Genomic DNA, 15,815 nt, shown 5'->3' with positions numbered 1-15,815 from the left:
CAGCGCTCGCTTCATGGCGATGAAGTGAACATCCGTTCTACTTCATCGCCAGAACACTTCAAAAGCCCTGTTATTTTCAGGGCTTTTTTTATGCAATTAGCTTGCTGAAGCTGGAAGTATATTGGACTATGATACTTCCATTTTGCGTTTATGTTCTTCAAAGTGAAAAAGACCTGCTACTTTATCATGGGTTCACTACGAATCTGCAGGAAAGATTAAAGAACCATAATAAAGGTAGAACCCCAAGTACTTCAGGCAGAATACCACTCCGATTGATCTTTTGCGAATTTTATCTTCTGAAAAGTGATGCTTTACGCAGGGAAAAGTATTTTAAAACTACACAAGGGAAAAGAATGTTGAAAACAATGCTGCGAAACACCTTGGAATATGTAGAATATCCTAATAAATAAAAGAACCTGTATGGAAAATGAAAAAGTCTTTTAAACGAATTTAGGCTCGGCTCTCGCCAGCGCACCATCTGGCCCCTCACTTTTAAAGATCCACCGGATCTTTAAACTTCTTCGAAGACGTTTGGTCCGGTTCGAGCCGAAGAGGGGGAGCCATGAAGCAGAGCAGCGCTCGCTTCATGGAGATGAAGTGAACATCCGTTCTACTTCATTGCCAGAACACTTCAGAAGCCCTGTTATTCTCAGGGCTTTTTTTATGCAATTTCCTTCAAATCCTTATTGTAGCGGCGCCGCTCCCAGTCAATATCCTTGTATTGGTATTAGAGTTGCTCTTTTTTCTTTTAGGATATTCTATTCACCCTTAAGGATGCTTTCCGCATAACTGACCCATTCGTATTCGGCAATGCCGCTGTCCATATAGAAATCTGGTTGTATTCCGTGTTCGTCAATAGTGAAATCCGGGATTCGCATGCTCCTGGACAGGGAGTAGCCCAATTCAAATTGTCCACAGGGCGAAGGGACCATGTACATGTTGGAAACATCCAGGACACCGATGGTAGAGGTGCCAAATAGCTTCACTTTCTTACTCTGTTTGGCAGCCAGAAGAAATTGTTCGTCCGTACTTCCATTTCCTTCGTTCATAATTATACCTACATTTTTTGGATAGGGGTATACGGTGTCGTGCTCAATAACAGACACCGGATTGTCCTTCAGGGATACAAATTCACCCTCCCTTCTAGTTAGCTTTTCGAAGGATTCCTGTGCCCATTTTTTAACTGTTTCGTCGAAGCCGTACTCCGGTTTGTTTATAAAATCCAGCATGCGTTGATTGTTGAGTTTGGTAGAAAGAAATTCCACACCTACTTCCCGAATAGGGTTGGTATACAGAAACGGTAAAAGCTCCTCATAGCTTGAATCGCTTCCCCCAGTCCCATTCCGGATATCTATGATCAGGTTCTCCGTAGAGAGGATTTTTTCCCTGTTAGCGGAAATAACGCTGTCAATAGCCTTTTTTTGTGTACCCTGAAAGGAAGGTATCCTCAGGTAAAGGGTGCTTTCGCCTGTTTGTTCCAGGTAGGGTAAAGAGGCATACATGGATTTAAAATACTCCTCTATCCTGGGGTCTTTAGGTAATTCAGGATATCTCCTGTTGAGGCTGAAACCTCCCAGTTCCAAATAGTTCTTTCCAAGCAGACCCACTTTATCAAACTCCACTGGGGAATGGTCATACATGTAGAAAACGCCGGAACCCTCATCCCCGGAAACCTGTAACTTTAATTTCACCTGTCCTTCAGACCAGGTTGGCGCGCCCGATTCCACGATGAAACCAATATATGATTCCCCCTCCTTTTTAATGCCAATGGTGTACGAACTGGTTTCCCAGATCCCTTCAAGGCCAGGATCTTCTTTTTGATCTAGGTACGCTTTGAAGTCCTCACTTACGAAACTATAGGTTTCCCAATCCGGATATGAATTTACCGGGCTTTCGTTCCCGCTCGTTTGGGTGGCCGATTCAAGGAGTCTGATCCCGATATGGCCCGGGCGAAAGAATGTCAACCATTCATACAGGATGGCCTGGCATTCTTGCAGCGATTCAACATCACTAACTTTTTTGGAAATGTCCCTGTTGTGCGCCTCATAAAGATCCACACCCTTTTTCTGTAAGGCGTATGCGTATCCCGCGTCATTTTCTTCAAAAGTCTTTTTCAGCCAATTGAAATTAGATTTGCAATCGCATTGCTGGGAGAATATAAAAAGTGGAAGCAGGAGACAGGTAAGGATACTGAATGGTTTCATCTGATTGGTTTTTGAGTAGATGAGAATGATACAAATTTGTTACCGTATTTTCAAACCCAAAGCCATCCGAAAAGGGGAGTGGCTTTTTTCATGGTAAAGCTTTTAAGGGCAGGATATCCCGAAAATTCCCTTGGGAGAAAAGACTTTATCTCTGGCTGAACTACAAACAAGGCTCGCACCCTATCTTATTGAGGTAGGCGTCTGCACGGGCATCCGCCTTTGGATGCAAAGCATAGCCCTTGAGAACCCATGCACGCCATGCTCTATCAACTTCTGACAGGGAATCTCCAAGGATTTCGGCCACTACTTCAGGTGTCATTTCCCGTCCGCCATACATAATCTCCAGTACCGCCTCACGACCATAGGTCTCGTCGACGTAGCGGAACCACGATGCCCTCAGGGGATACGTCTGGCAGGCACAGGCCAGGTTTAGTTCCTCATGAGAATTTCGGAGTTCGGCAAGCGTTGGCCCCTCCTGTGATGCCCAGTATCCCGCAACGACGGTTTCGTCGAAACCATAAAACGGGAAGCCTGTCTTTGCTGGATCGATGAGTCGTGAAGCGTATTCCGCCCAGCCCTCATTGTAAAAGCCCAGCGACTCCCATTCCAGTGCCCCTGCCTTGACCGCGGCATCAAAGGCGATTGCGTGCACAAGCTCATGGGCAAAGAGGGCCCAATAACCACCTTCTTCTGCAGGGTAACGCCATAACTGTATAGTGCCTTCACCATCTACATAGGGTGTTTGCGACCGGATGTTTCCGTTTAGCTGCACGATTATCACAGAATCCAAAGGAAAGTCCGGGGGAATTATTTGATCCAGAGCGTTGTATAACTCCTCTGCCTTAAGAATACCATCTTGCATTTCCTCCTTTGAACTGGTATATGTAGTCCCGATAAACCGAAAGTGCTCACTTGATGCCTCAATCGGTTCCGCGAAGTAGCCGCATCCATTAAGTACGAGAATCATTATAAAAACACTCGAGAATTGGAATACTTTGCTAAAACAAGTAGTCATTTATGCCTTACTTCTTATTTCATGTTCAATATAACTATTTGACCAATAAGCCATAGGTGTTTTTTGTGGTTTAAAGAAACAGCAAATAATTATACGCGATTTGATTAGGGAACCTTGGGGCAGAGAACGCACCCAGCGGTCATCTTAATTAAAAAGCCCTGAACTTTTCAGGGCTTTTTTATTTGTAAAATTGAACTCAATTCAAAGTTGCAGGATCTTCAAATCGGTATTATTCAGGAGCCAATTGTCTTTTAGTATTTATGACCTTCATGGTCAGGGCGCCATAGGTAATGGCCAATACTACAATGGAAAGGAGGATGCCTGCATAAGGGATCATAGTGAGCGCACGCAATACAATTACAAAGAGCAATGCTATAAGGGTAACCATCCAGAAACCCCATGCTTTGTCTTTCTTGTTCCGTAAATAATACGCCAGCAACAAGGCGGCGACCATATGGCCTAACAACAGGCTGAATATAAAGACCGCGGCGGTAAAGAGCCCTAACGGGATACCTATTATCAACAGGAAGGCAATTAAAATGGCTATGGGAATTCCTATCAGATAGATCAAGCCTACGCCAAAGTGTTTCAACCAGTGGTGGTCCAGGTCTCCGACTGCGTTTGAAAAGGCATCTTTGAAGAGTGCGTGCAATACCAGGATAACGAGAAATGAGGACAGAATATAAAATAGCCACATTTTTAAGGACTTGGTGCCTAAGGTGGTCATGGATAGATCTGAGGCATCATCTGCCAGATCTTCATTGAATTGCGCTTCAGTGCGGACCAGTGCCGTATTGAAGTCTATTTCCCCGTCCTCAGAGTAGTATTGAACTTCCTTGTAAAATTCGGCCTTTGGGCCGAGGCTTAATTCCTCTACTATTATTTTTGAAGTTCCGCTAATGCTTCCGTCTATCAGAACCTCACCCCCTTTGACAGTCATGTCTCCAAGGACCTTCCCCTTCATGTTGATTTTCCCGCCTGTGCACTGGAGGTTTCCATGTATTACGGCATTTTCGGTTAGGGTTACCTCCCCTCCGAAGATGATCAGATCATCTCCAATTTCGGAATCGATGGTAGCCCTGCCAAAAGCCAGTCTGGCGTCATCGGCCACGTATCCGCGCAGATAAAGTTCACCTCCGGCAGCGGTAAAGTCACCAATTACACTGTCATTCACAGTAAGCTTTCCTCCGGCGATGACGAGATCGCCCTGTACCACGGCATCAACCATAATGGTTTCTCCGGCTTTATAGGTATCATCTTGTTGTGTTTCATTAATCCGAATCTCACTGCTATTTTCCGTTTGGCCCAGGCAGGCCATAGCGTAGAAAGCAGCAAGTAAAAAAATCTTGGTTTTCATCTGTGCTAAGGGTTATAAGTTCAATACCAAAAGTATTGGCTATGAGGTTTTTAGACAATGATGAAGATCATCGACATACATTTAATTCCATAGCACCTTTAAAGTTGGAAAGAACTGGCATTGTTTATTTCAATTCCGCATAACTGCCGCCCCAGTCCAGTCCTCCGCCCAGTCCTCCGCAGCCGCCAGTGGCACAAATGATTAAGCCAATCACGAAAATGCCTCCCACAATAATTAAGGTCCAGGCCCACCACGGCAAACCTTTTTTCATCAGTACAGTCTTCACTTCATCTGTACTAATTGGAAATTTCACATCATCTCCGGGGTTTTCTTTTACCCCGTAGAACTGGCCATCTGAGTACATGATATATTTATACTCTTGAGAATCTTCGTCAACGGTGGTAACCTTAACAGCTTTTTCATTTTGCACAGCTTGTTCTAAAGTTACAGGTGTTTTATAGCTGCTACAACTTTGTAACAGAATTAGACCAGAAAGAAACACTGCGATGGCCTTAAGCCTTTTCTTTAGTTTTTTCATGGTAATAGGTTTTGTATTAAAAGTATCGCGCAGAGGCTATTTGGGCAATGATCTTTATCAGACCAATGAAGTGTTAATTAATACTTCTTATTCGCACTATGCAGGACCTGCTTCTTTATCTTAAGAGGATATTAGCGGCTATAAATTCTATACTAAAGGTTCTGAATTGGATAAAAAGTTATGATGGATTTACATTTGTGATACCAGTATTTTATTACCTTAACTTCAAAACTATTGAAATGAAAAAAACAGCCCTCAGTCTACTATGTTTACTACCCCTTTTCGGATTTACCCAAAACCCGGAATATCAGGTTACCTCCTATTTAGAGGAAGGCATGAAAGCGCCCAATACCCACTATATTGGTGAAGCCTGGTTAAATAGTTTGTTGCGCTCGAAGGGAGATTTGAACTACAACATTACGAAGGCAACTTTCAGGGCTAACTCAACCCTGGACTGGCATAAACACGCAACTCCTCAAGTCCTGATCATTGTAGAAGGCAGGGGGTATTATCAGGAAAGGGGAAAAGAGCCAATTACCATGAAGGAAGGAGATGTTATAAAATGTGAGAAGGAAACAGAGCACTGGCATGCTTCAAGTAAAGAAAGCGATGTCACCTATCTGGCCATTTACGGGGGAACGGAGCCTACCACATGGACGGAGGTACTTTCTCAGGAAGCATATGATCAGGTAGCTGAAAAGTTGAAGGAGTAATTTAAGGTTCAATCTTCTGAACACTTTGAAAATTACGATAAAGAAAAAATCGCTAACCTAAGTTATGAATGAAATCCAATATGATGCCATAGTTATCGGATCTGGTATTTCGGGTGGCTGGGCTGCAAAAGAGCTTTGTGAACAGGGCATGAAAACCCTCGTACTGGAACGCGGCAGAAATATTGAACACCTTAAGGACTATCCCACCTGGTCGAAAAACCCATGGGAATTCCCCCACGGAGGCAGGGTGCCCAAAGAGTATATAGATAAAAATCCAATCACCTCAAAAGCGGCTGGATTTGGAGAAGACACACTTCATTTTTTCATAGAAGACGCCATACAGCCATATGTACAGAAAAAACCCTTTGACTGGATAAGAGGTTATCAGGTAGGCGGGAAATCTTTAATCTGGGGACGTGCGTGTCAGCGATGGAGTGATTATGAGTTCAAGGCACCATCCAATTTGGGATACGGAGAGGGGTGGCCTATAGGGTATAAAGACATTGCCCCTTGGTATTCGCATGTGGAGCGGTTTATTGGCGTCTGCGGAAATACGGATGGAATTGAAGCCATGCCCGACGGGGAATTTTTACCACCTTTTGAACTCAATTGTGTTGAACGGCACTTACAAAAGGTGCTTTCGGATAAGTTTCCTGGCAGGCACCTGGTGCAGGGAAGATGGGCTCAGGTTACACAGCCACAGGAGATACATCTACAGCAAGGCAGGGGGAAATGTCAATGTCGTAACTTATGTATGCGGGGTTGTCCGTATGGGGGCTACTTTAGTTCTGTAACTTCAACCTTGCCCTGGGCAAATAAAACGGGGAGATTAACGATTCGACCGTATTCGGTGGTTCATTCTATAATCTACGATGAAGATAAGGGAAAGGCCACAGGAGTAAGAGTCATAGATGCTGAATCCAAAGAAGAAATCATCTACAACTCCAGAGTGATTTTCGTGAATGCATCTGCCCTGAATACGAACCTCATTTTACTTAATTCAAAATCCAATCGGTTTCCTAATGGGTTGGGGAATGACAACGGATTGTTGGGGAAATATATCGGTTTTCATCTCTACAGAGGCTGGGCCAACGGTAAGATAAACGGATTTGAAGATAAATATGTTTACGGCAAAAATCCAACAGAATGCATCATCGCCAATTATCGAAACCTCGGCAAACTGGATACTGACTTTTTTGGTGGTTATACTATTTTTTCTGGTGGCTATCGGGTTAGAAGAGAGCCTGAAACGATTGCAGGCCCCAGATTGGGCGGATCTTTTAAAGACCAGCTGAGTGAGGCGGGCCAGTGGTACATTTATATGTATATGCAGGGAGAAACGCTCCCCAAGGAAACAAACAGAATATACCTAAGCGAAACTGAGAAAGACCCTTTTGGTATCCCCCAGCTTGTCACTGATGTTGGATATGATGAGAATGATGAAAAAATGATTCGGGACTTCCTTACAGAAAGCAGGTTAATGCTGGAAGCAGCGGGCTGTACCGAAATAGAAACTATCGATAACCACCAGGCGCCTGGTCTTGATATTCATGAGATGGGGGGCGTAAGAATGGGAGTTGACCCTGAGTCTTCTTTGTTAAACAAAAATAACCAGTTGCACTCATGTCCAAACGTATTTGTAACCGACGGGGCCTGTATGACCAGCACCGGTAACCAGAGCCCTTCATTGCTCTACATGGCTCTGACTGCCAGAGCTGCTGCTTTCGCCGCTGAACAAATAAGAAACAAAAAGCTATAACTTTATAAATTATGGAGAAGGTAGGAATTGGACTTATTGGTTCACAGTTTATTTCAACCATACATGCTGAATCAATCAAGAAAGTGGCAAACGCTGAAATCCTGGCAGTAATGTCACCAACTCCGGGGCATGCCAGTGCTTTTGCCGAAAAGCATCAAATCCCCCACCATTTTACTAAACTTGAAGTAATGCTGGCCATGGATGAAATCCAAATGATTGTCATCGGCGCCCCCAATTATTTACATTGCGAGATCACCTGTAAAGCAGCTGCTGCCGGCAAACATGTTGTAGTGGAGAAGCCGCTTGCCATGAATCTGGAGGAGGCAGATCTGATGATTGATACATGTAAAAAAGCCGGGGTCAAATTAATGTATGCTGAAGAACTATGCTTTACCCCCAAATATGTTAGATTGAAGGGGTTACTTGATGAAGGAGCTCTGGGCCGTCCTATCATTCTCAAACAGTCAGAAAAACACGATGGACCTCATGCCGCGCACTTTTGGGATGTAGAACGTTCAGGCGGAGGTGTAACCATGGATATGGGCTGCCATGCTTTTCAATTTTTTCGATGGCTCAATAAAAACAATCCTGTTAAATCTGTTTATGCGCACATGCAAACCAGTGTTCATGGTGATAAAACCATCGGTGATGATAATGCTATTATCATTGTTGAATTCGAAAATGGGGTAACGGGTATAGCCGAGGAGAGCTGGACGAAGTTAGGGGGAATGGATGATCGTGCGGAAATTCACGGATCGGAAGGCGTCGCCTATGCGGACGTACTGCAGGGAAACTCAATACAAACCTATAGCACGAAAGGCGTGGGCTATGCGGTTGAAAAAGCGGGTAATACCATTGGGTGGAGCTTTACCATGTACGAAGAAATCTGGAATTATGGTTTTCCCCAAGAATTTGAACACTTTGTGGATTGTGTCTTAAATGACAAGGATCCTCTGGTAACTGGAGAGGACGGAAGAGCCGTGTTAGAAATCATATACGCAGCTTATGCTTCTGCCGGGTCCGGTAAAAAGGTTGAACTGCCCTTTAAGCCTTCTGTAAAGAAACCTTATAAACTCTGGAAAAAATAGATTCATGGATAGAAGAGAAGCCCTGAAACTTACAACTGGTTTTTTTGGCACCTCAATTTTTGGAAGCCAGCTATTGCTATCCGGTTGCTTTTCTCCCGGCAAGCCCAAAGGTTACCTGAACGAGGCTGACATACCATTACTCAATGCATTGGCAGATGTTATTTTGCCATCCACAAGTAATTCTCCCGGTGCAGGTGAAGCTGAGGTTGGAAAATTTATATTTTCAATTGTTGAGGATTGTTATACTGAGGAAGAGGCCCGGGTTTTTGAAAAGGGCATCCGCAAATTGGAAACAACATCTGAAATAACCTTTGACAAATCCTTTTTAGAGCTTTCCAGGGAAGAACAAACTCAAATATTGAGCAATTCTGATAAAGAAGCTTTGGAATATGAAAAAAACGGGAACCCTCATTATTATACCATGTTGCTTCAATTGGTTATTTGGGGCTACTTTATATCTGAGCCGGGCGCAACCAAAGCTTTGAGATACAACCCGATTCCTGGTCGGTTTGAGGGTTGTATACCGTATCAAAAAGGTCAACCTGCCTGGGCATGATGAATTTTCAGTATCTGGATACGTATGACGAAATGAGCCAGGCCGCTAAAGCCATCTTTGATCAGGAAATAAGGCCCTGTGAAGCTCCGTGGCTTATCCTCGCAACCGGAAATTCTCCATTGGGACTTTATCGAAAACTGGTTTCCTCTCAAAACAACTATCAACATCTTTCTGTCATAAAGCTGGACGAATGGCTGGGTTTGCCTATGGATCATCCAGCCACCTGCGAGTTTTTTCTGCAGCAGGAGGTTATAAGACCGCTGCAAATACCGTCGGATAAATATATATCCTTCTCTTCTCAGCCTGCAGATCCCCAAAAGGAATGTAAAAGAATTTCAGACCGGGTAAAGGCTTTGCCGAGTATAGAGTTGTGCATCCTTGGCCTGGGGAAAAATGGTCATCTTGGGTTGAACGAACCCAATAGAGCACTTTACCCTGAATGCCATGTGGTCAGACTACAAAAATCCACCGCAGAGCATGCAATGTTAAACCAAACCAAAGGGAAGGTAACCGAGGGGATGACTCTTGGAATTTCAGAGATATTCAGGGCAAAAAAAATCATATTACTTGTCAGCGGAAAAGGTAAGGAAAGAGTTTTTGCAGAATTAAAGAAAGGACAAATATCTTCCTTCCTGCCGGCTTCATTTCTCTGGCTGCATCCAAATGTTGATGTATTGGTGGACCGGGAACATCTTACTGTTCAGTAGTGGGCTATTGATATTATAGATTAAAACTTTTTATATTTCTTTTAAGACTCAAATAAACATAAGATATGTTTAATAATATCTCCGTCAGGGTATTTTATCCTCTTTTATTACTAATGATACCCCTGATAGGCATGCAGATTTCCGAGCAGGTAGCCGGAGCCTGTCTGATTTTTTTGTAATGGGCATACTCTTGCTGCAGGAACCTTATTTGATATACTTGGAAGTAAGAGTATTTACAAAGAGTATATTGCCAATACGGTCATAGCCTTCAAAAAGCTCAATGCTGTTTTCAGATTTCATCATACTGCCGTGAAAACCAATCAGGGTAAGGTCGGCATCACTTGAAATTTCATTGATGATGTCTTTGCGGTTTACGCCCAGTTCTATGGGGAGAACCTTGATATTATGAGAAGAGATGGGTAATCTGCCACTGGAGGTCAGCTCGGTGAGGTGGTCCTGTTCTTCTTTCAGGTCTTTTTCAGGGAAGGTCGCAAAAATCTTTATCTCCCCTTTATTCCAGTCAGGATGACCAAGAATGATGTAAGACAGCAATATCATCAGGTTGGCATTCTCGTAATCCTCCCTCCGAATCCAGATATGTATGTTTTTTTTGTAGCCAAAGCCTTTGTCTGAACTCGCCAGAATACACAGGTCGTATTCAACTACTTTGAAAATACTGTAATTCTCAATGATCTCAGCCAACCATTCACGCTCTCCTTTTTTAAATTCAAAAAGCATGGTATTATTGGGCTGCCCTGATATTCCGGGCTGCTGGATGGCCTGTGCAATGGCTCCGGTACTGGAGGGGGAAACAATGGTTTCAATAAAAAGGTTGGATTTACTGGAAGAAGCCACATCAATTAGCTTGCGTAAGTTTTTTTGTGATTTGGCCCGTGATTTTCTCGATAAATACCCCTGTTCAAAATGGATATAGGTGCCAAAACCATACCGGTAGGAAATCCATTTCATGACTTCCAGGGCACCGTATCGTTTAAAACTATCTTTGGAAAGGCAGAGGATAGCCGGGCGCCAGTACTCTTCCGAGCTCTCTTTTTCTGACTTTTGAAGAAATACCTGTACACTCCTGCTGAATTGGTAGATTACCCCCTGGAATATTTTAGCCATTCCCTTTTGGTTATCCCTCTTGTAGGTGATGTACAAATACAGCAAAACCATTACAAAAAGTGCAGTAACTGCGTACACTGTATTTATTTTAAACATCAGATAAATACAAATAATGGCTCCGAATAACGACAGGTACCATTTGGACTTGAAGGAAGGCCTGTAAGAGGGGTCCGCCGCAAAGTGCTGTAAAAAGGAAATCAGACAAAGCGAACCATAGGTTACCATAAAGAACATCGTAATGATTTCGGCGACGGCATTTACATCGCCCATCAGGACAAAAAGGATGGCGATAAAACTGGTAATGATTGTTGCATTCCTGGGCTCATTGGTTTTGGTTCCCTTTCCCACCCAGTAATTGACATACCTGTTTGGGAATACCTTATCCTTCCCGATTGCCTGCAGCGTCCTGGGGGCGACCATAAAAGAACCCAAAGCCGATGAGAGGGTCGCTGCTGCCAACCCGATGGGGATTATCGGCCCCCATATAGCAATCTTACTCATAATTAACTGGTCGCTTACCAGTGCTTCGGGGCTTGCGGAAGAAGCTAGTTTATAAGCTATAAATACGTAAACTACCATACCAACAATTGTGGCAGTCAGGGTCCCCAATGGGATTGATTTCTTAGGGTCCTTAAGATCGCCGGATAACCCCACCCCTGCTGTCATACCCGTAAAGGCAGGGAATATTATGGCAAAAACATAGAAAAACCCATTCTCCTCGGACAGGCTTTCGAATAGTCTGGAATTATCAAAAACTTCGGAATAGGGCGTTGAACCTAAAAAGAAGAATATCAGGGATATTATAAGAATACTCACTACTACATATAAGGCCTTCATCCCCAGATTGGCTCCTTTGGATATCATGAGCCAAATCATAAGGACCAGGGCCGGGATACTGAACAATCGATTGTCGTACAGTTCATAACCAAATTCGGCCAGCACCCAGGGCTTAATGGATTCGAAGGCTTCTGCGAAAGCAATGATATAAAAGGCCACACTAACGGCCTGCGAAAGGTATAGCGTGATTCCAATGGCCGCACCTATGTTGAGACCAAAGGATCGGGAGATAATAAAGTATTCACCACCTCCTTCCACCTTTTGATTGGTGGCGATTTCAGCCAAGGCCATAGCAGTTGGTATGGTAACCATATGGCCCACGAAAACAATAAGCAAGGTTCCCATAAACCCTACGGAACCCACGGCAAACCCAAACCGCAGGAACATTATAGCACCCAGTATGGTTGAAATTGCCGTAAGGAAAACAGGCAGGGTTCCGAATTTTGCCTTTTGTATTTTAAGTGCTTCGCTCATACCTGTAATGAAGTTAACCTGCAACGGATTAAAAACAAAGGAATGATTTAATTTTATAGCCCTTTCTGTTTTGTTTTTAAGATTCCATAATCCATGATTTATTTGCTACATTTAGGACCCTATAAATTATAAGCACTATGAAACGCAACACTTTGCTATTGCTGGGCGCCCTGATGATCTTCCTTTGCGCCCCACTTCACGCACAACGAAAAAAAAGTAACACTCCGGATAAAAAGGATGAGTTGCCGCTGCAGGCCTTCTCCTTCCGGAACATCGGACCCGCCTTCCTTTCGGGAAGGATTGCAGATATTGCGATCCACCCGGAAGACGATAATGTATGGTATGTTGCCGTGGGTTCCGGCGGTGTCTGGAAAACCGAAAACGCTGGGACCACGTGGACTCCCTTATTTGACCAGCAAAGTTCCTATTCCACAGGTTGTGTCACCATTGACCCGAATAACCCTTCCACCATTTGGGTAGGATCCGGGGAAGACGTGGGTGGCCGGCACGTTGCCTACGGGGATGGAGTCTACCGCTCAAAGGATGGCGGCAAGAGCTGGGAAAACCTCGGGCTGAAAGGTACCCAGCATATCGCCCGGATTATCGTACATCCTGAGAACAGCGACGTGGTTTGGGTTGCCGCTCAGGGACCCCTCTGGAATAAAGGGGGAGAACGTGGGGTATACAAGACAATTGATGGTGGAAAAAACTGGAACCGTGTTCTGGGAAATTCCGAATGGACCGGGGCCACCGATCTGATTATGGATCCAAGGAACCCTATGGTACTTTACGCGGCCACATGGGACCGGCACAGGACTGTTGCTGCCCTTATGGGAGGCGGGCCCGGATCAGGGATCCACAAATCCACAGATGGTGGAGAGACCTGGGTGGAGCTGACCAATGGGATACCCAAATCCAATATGGGAAAAATTGGCCTTGCCATTTCCCCTCAGCAACCGGATGTTCTTTATGCAGCTATAGAACTGGACCGTAAAACGGGGGGTGTTTTTCGCTCTGCCGACGGTGGGGCTTCCTGGAAGAAAATGTCCAACACGGTTTCCGGGGCCACCGGGCCGCATTACTATCAGGAATTGTATGCAAGCCCGCATAAATTTGACCGGCTTTACCTGATGAATGTACGGGTGCTGACCTCAGATGACGGCGGGAAGACCTTTGTGCAGCTTAAGGAAGAGGACAAGCACTCAGACAACCATGCCCTGGCATTTAAAAAGGATGATCCGGATTACCTGATGCTGGGAACGGATGCCGGAATTTATGAAAGCTTTGACCTGGCGGAAACCTGGAAGTATCACAAAAACCTCCCGCTGACTCAGTTTTATAAGGTAGCTGTAAATAACGCAGAGCCGTTTTATCATATTTTCGGGGGGACACAGGACAATGGTTCTGCCGGTGGCCCTTCGGCTACGGATGAAAGGGAGGGAATTGCCAACAAGCACTGGTACAAGACCCTTTTTGCGGACGGGCACCAGTCTGCAACTGATCCGGTTTACAATGATATTATCTATGCGGAAACCCAGCAGGGAGGCCTGCACCGGGTAGACCTCAGCACAGGAGAACAGGTGTTTATCCAGCCCCAGGCCCGAAAAGGCGATCCGCATGAGCGCTTTAACTGGGATGCTCCCATCCTGGTGTCCCCCCACAACCCGGCCCGGCTGTATTTTGCCTCTTACAGGGTCTGGAAGTCTGAGAACCGCGGGGATGATTGGACCCCTATTTCCGGAGATCTGACCCGAAATGAGGAAAGACTCTCGCTTCCTATTATGGGGCGCCAGCAATCCTGGGACAATGCCTGGGACGTAAATGCCATGTCTAATTACAATACGATTACCTCCCTGAGTGAATCCCCGCTGCAGGAGGGCTTACTCTACGCAGGAACGGATGATGGATTTATACAGGTTAGCAGTAATGGCGGCGGGGAGTGGACCCGAATCCCGGTAACCCGGCTTGGGCTGCCCGGACGCAGCTTTGTAAATGATATCAAGGCAGATTTGCACGATGTAAATACAGTATATGTGGCCCTGGACAATCATAAGGAAGGCGATTTCAGCCCTTACCTCTTTAAAAGTACAGACCGCGGGCAGACCTGGAGGTCCCTTTCCGGTGATTTGCCGGAGCGAACCCTGGTTTGGCGTATTGTTCAGGACCATGTTGATAAAAACCTCTTGTTCGCTGCCACCGAATTTGGTGTGTATGCTTCATTAAACGGAGGTGTAAACTGGCAAAAACTCCCCGGTACGCCTAATATGGGCTTTCGCGATCTGGTGATCCAAAAACGCGAGAATGACCTGGTGGCTGCCTCTTTCGGACGCGGGTTTTTTGTTCTGGATGACTATAGTGCCCTTCGTGAATTTACGCCGGAGAACCTGAAGGCCAGCGGAAAGCTGTTTGCGCCAAGGACTGCAAAATGGTATGTTCCCAGAAGCAATTTGGGTAATACAGGAGCCGATTTCTATCTGGCCAAAAACCCTGAATTCGGTGCGGTATTTACCTATCATTTGGCCGATGAATTTACCACTGCCAAAGAGGCCCGGCAGAAAGCTGAGAAAGAAGCCAATAAGAAGCAGGAGGATATTCCATTCCCCGGCTATGAGGCCCTTGATGATGAAAACAGCGAACAACCCACAAGGGTTTGGATTACCATAAAGGACCAGGCAGGCAATATAATCCGTCACTTGCAGGAAAAAGCCCAAAAGGGAACCCACCGCCTGGCGTGGGATTTACGACACGCCAGTACAGGCGCTATTGATCCGGAAAGAAGCGGGGGTGGTGGCTGGTTTAGCCGCGGCCCACTGGCCGTCCCTGGAACCTATTCGGCAACCCTTGCCCTGGAGAAAGAGGGAAAAGTAACACAACTGGGAGATCCGGTCTCCTTTGAAGTAAAACCCATCCGGGAAGGGGTTCTCGGCGGTATGGATTACGACAGCTACAGCCAGTACCGTCAGGAACTGGAATCCGTGCAACGGCAATTGGAAATGCTTAGTGACCGCTTTGATGAGGCCGAAACAGCTCTTAAAGGTTTCAAGAAGGCCCTGGAGCTAACCCCGGCTTCGCCAGCCAATTTGGCTGCTAACGTTTTTGAACTGGAAGAAGCCATCCGTGAACTCAAAATCCAAACGGAAGGAAGCCCTGCCAGGGATGAGATAGGGGAACGCAACCCGCCGTCTATACAGTCACATTTCAGCACGGCTTATCGCGGCATGACTACCACCTATGGCCCTACTGCCCTGCACCGTAAGAGCCTTGAAATTGCCAGGGAAATGCTGGCGGAGGTCGCCCCTGAAATCAATAAGATCTCAGAACAGATGGTGCCTGCACTGGCACAGAAATTTAAAAATGCCGGAGCGCCTTATATAAAAGGGCAGGAATAGATTTGCATAAAGATCACCTTTAAAAACCAGCTCATTTGGGCTGGTTTTTTTGC

At 45.4% G+C, this 15,815-nt stretch carries 12 protein-coding genes; 7 read left to right on the top strand and 5 right to left on the bottom strand.

Annotation, left to right across the window (positions count from 1 at the left end; genetic code table 11):
- Positions 1-128: 128 nt before the first annotated feature.
- The gene (locus ACT6NV_RS05005) at positions 129-410 is read left to right on the top strand and encodes a GIY-YIG nuclease family protein (RefSeq protein ID WP_445386668.1); all 282 of its coding nucleotides are present in this window, start codon (positions 129-131) and stop codon (positions 408-410) included.
- A 348-nt stretch (positions 411-758) separates the two neighbouring features.
- On the opposite strand, the gene ACT6NV_RS05000 is transcribed toward ACT6NV_RS05005, so the two are convergent.
- The 4 genes from ACT6NV_RS05000 to ACT6NV_RS04985 form a co-directional block, all read right to left on the bottom strand.
- The gene (locus ACT6NV_RS05000; RefSeq protein WP_445386165.1) at positions 759-2,204 is read right to left on the bottom strand and encodes a S41 family peptidase; all 1,446 of its coding nucleotides are present in this window, start codon (positions 2,202-2,204) and stop codon (positions 759-761) included.
- Between the two features lie 160 nt (positions 2,205-2,364).
- Positions 2,365-3,066, bottom strand: coding sequence for a hypothetical protein (locus ACT6NV_RS04995; protein WP_445386164.1), 702 nt, complete (start codon positions 3,064-3,066; stop codon positions 2,365-2,367).
- A 382-nt stretch (positions 3,067-3,448) separates the two neighbouring features.
- Positions 3,449-4,576, bottom strand: coding sequence for a hypothetical protein (locus ACT6NV_RS04990; protein ID WP_445386163.1), 1,128 nt, complete (start codon positions 4,574-4,576; stop codon positions 3,449-3,451).
- 124 nt (positions 4,577-4,700) lie between these two features.
- On the bottom strand, positions 4,701-5,114 hold the full coding sequence (locus tag ACT6NV_RS04985; protein ID WP_445386162.1) for a hypothetical protein: 414 nt from the start codon (positions 5,112-5,114) through the stop codon (positions 4,701-4,703).
- Positions 5,115-5,353: 239 nt separating this feature from the next.
- Between ACT6NV_RS04985 and ACT6NV_RS04980 the strand changes: the two genes are divergently transcribed.
- The 5 genes from ACT6NV_RS04980 (at position 5,354) to ACT6NV_RS04960 (ending at position 9,937) form a co-directional block, all read left to right on the top strand.
- Positions 5,354-5,827, top strand: coding sequence for a cupin domain-containing protein (locus ACT6NV_RS04980; protein WP_445386161.1), 474 nt, complete (start codon positions 5,354-5,356; stop codon positions 5,825-5,827).
- Between the two features lie 64 nt (positions 5,828-5,891).
- Complete coding sequence (locus tag ACT6NV_RS04975) at positions 5,892-7,586, top strand: GMC oxidoreductase (RefSeq protein ID WP_445386160.1); 1,695 nt, start codon at positions 5,892-5,894, stop codon at positions 7,584-7,586.
- Between the two features lie 11 nt (positions 7,587-7,597).
- On the top strand, positions 7,598-8,674 hold the full coding sequence (locus ACT6NV_RS04970) for a Gfo/Idh/MocA family protein (protein WP_445386159.1): 1,077 nt from the start codon (positions 7,598-7,600) through the stop codon (positions 8,672-8,674).
- A gap of 4 nt (positions 8,675-8,678) precedes the next feature.
- Positions 8,679-9,230 (top strand): gluconate 2-dehydrogenase subunit 3 family protein, encoded by a 552-nt coding sequence (locus tag ACT6NV_RS04965; protein ID WP_445386158.1) that lies wholly within the window; start codon positions 8,679-8,681, stop codon positions 9,228-9,230.
- Positions 9,227-9,937 carry a 6-phosphogluconolactonase gene (locus tag ACT6NV_RS04960; protein ID WP_445386157.1) on the top strand — a complete coding sequence of 237 codons (711 nt, stop codon included), beginning with the start codon at positions 9,227-9,229 and terminating at the stop codon, positions 9,935-9,937. Before ACT6NV_RS04965 ends, ACT6NV_RS04960 begins: the two co-directional genes overlap by 4 nt.
- 204 nt (positions 9,938-10,141) lie before the next feature.
- On the opposite strand, the gene ACT6NV_RS04955 is transcribed toward ACT6NV_RS04960, so the two are convergent.
- A complete protein-coding gene (locus tag ACT6NV_RS04955) occupies positions 10,142-12,373 on the bottom strand; it encodes a hypothetical protein (RefSeq protein ID WP_445386156.1) in 2,232 nt (743 codons plus the stop codon).
- Between the two features lie 137 nt (positions 12,374-12,510).
- On the opposite strand from ACT6NV_RS04955, the gene ACT6NV_RS04950 reads away from it, so the two are divergent.
- Entirely contained in the window at positions 12,511-15,762 is a 3,252-nt protein-coding gene (locus ACT6NV_RS04950; protein WP_445386155.1) for a WD40/YVTN/BNR-like repeat-containing protein, read from the top strand.
- Positions 15,763-15,815: the final 53 nt, after the last annotated feature.

The sequence above is a fragment of the Robiginitalea insularis genome (assembly GCF_052497835.1).
This window is presented reverse-complemented; position numbering and strand designations above follow the sequence as displayed.

Excerpts from the sequence above, each read along its gene's own strand:
- ACT6NV_RS04970 (WP_445386159.1), top strand. The coding sequence starts at position 7,598 with ATGGAGAAGGTAGGAATTGGACTTATTGGTTCACAGTTTATTTCAACC.
- ACT6NV_RS04955 (WP_445386156.1), bottom strand. The coding sequence starts at position 12,373 with ATGAGCGAAGCACTTAAAATACAAAAGGCAAAATTCGGAACCCTGCCT.
- ACT6NV_RS05005 (WP_445386668.1), top strand. The coding sequence starts at position 129 with ATGATACTTCCATTTTGCGTTTATGTTCTTCAAAGTGAAAAAGACCTG.
- ACT6NV_RS04950 (WP_445386155.1), top strand. The coding sequence starts at position 12,511 with ATGAAACGCAACACTTTGCTATTGCTGGGCGCCCTGATGATCTTCCTT.
- ACT6NV_RS04980 (WP_445386161.1), top strand. The coding sequence starts at position 5,354 with ATGAAAAAAACAGCCCTCAGTCTACTATGTTTACTACCCCTTTTCGGA.
- ACT6NV_RS04965 (WP_445386158.1), top strand. The coding sequence starts at position 8,679 with ATGGATAGAAGAGAAGCCCTGAAACTTACAACTGGTTTTTTTGGCACC.
- ACT6NV_RS04960 (WP_445386157.1), top strand. The coding sequence starts at position 9,227 with ATGATGAATTTTCAGTATCTGGATACGTATGACGAAATGAGCCAGGCC.
- ACT6NV_RS04975 (WP_445386160.1), top strand. The coding sequence starts at position 5,892 with ATGAATGAAATCCAATATGATGCCATAGTTATCGGATCTGGTATTTCG.
- ACT6NV_RS04985 (WP_445386162.1), bottom strand. The coding sequence starts at position 5,114 with ATGAAAAAACTAAAGAAAAGGCTTAAGGCCATCGCAGTGTTTCTTTCT.
- ACT6NV_RS04995 (WP_445386164.1), bottom strand. The coding sequence starts at position 3,066 with ATGCAAGATGGTATTCTTAAGGCAGAGGAGTTATACAACGCTCTGGAT.
- ACT6NV_RS05000 (WP_445386165.1), bottom strand. The coding sequence starts at position 2,204 with ATGAAACCATTCAGTATCCTTACCTGTCTCCTGCTTCCACTTTTTATA.
- ACT6NV_RS04990 (WP_445386163.1), bottom strand. The coding sequence starts at position 4,576 with ATGAAAACCAAGATTTTTTTACTTGCTGCTTTCTACGCTATGGCCTGC.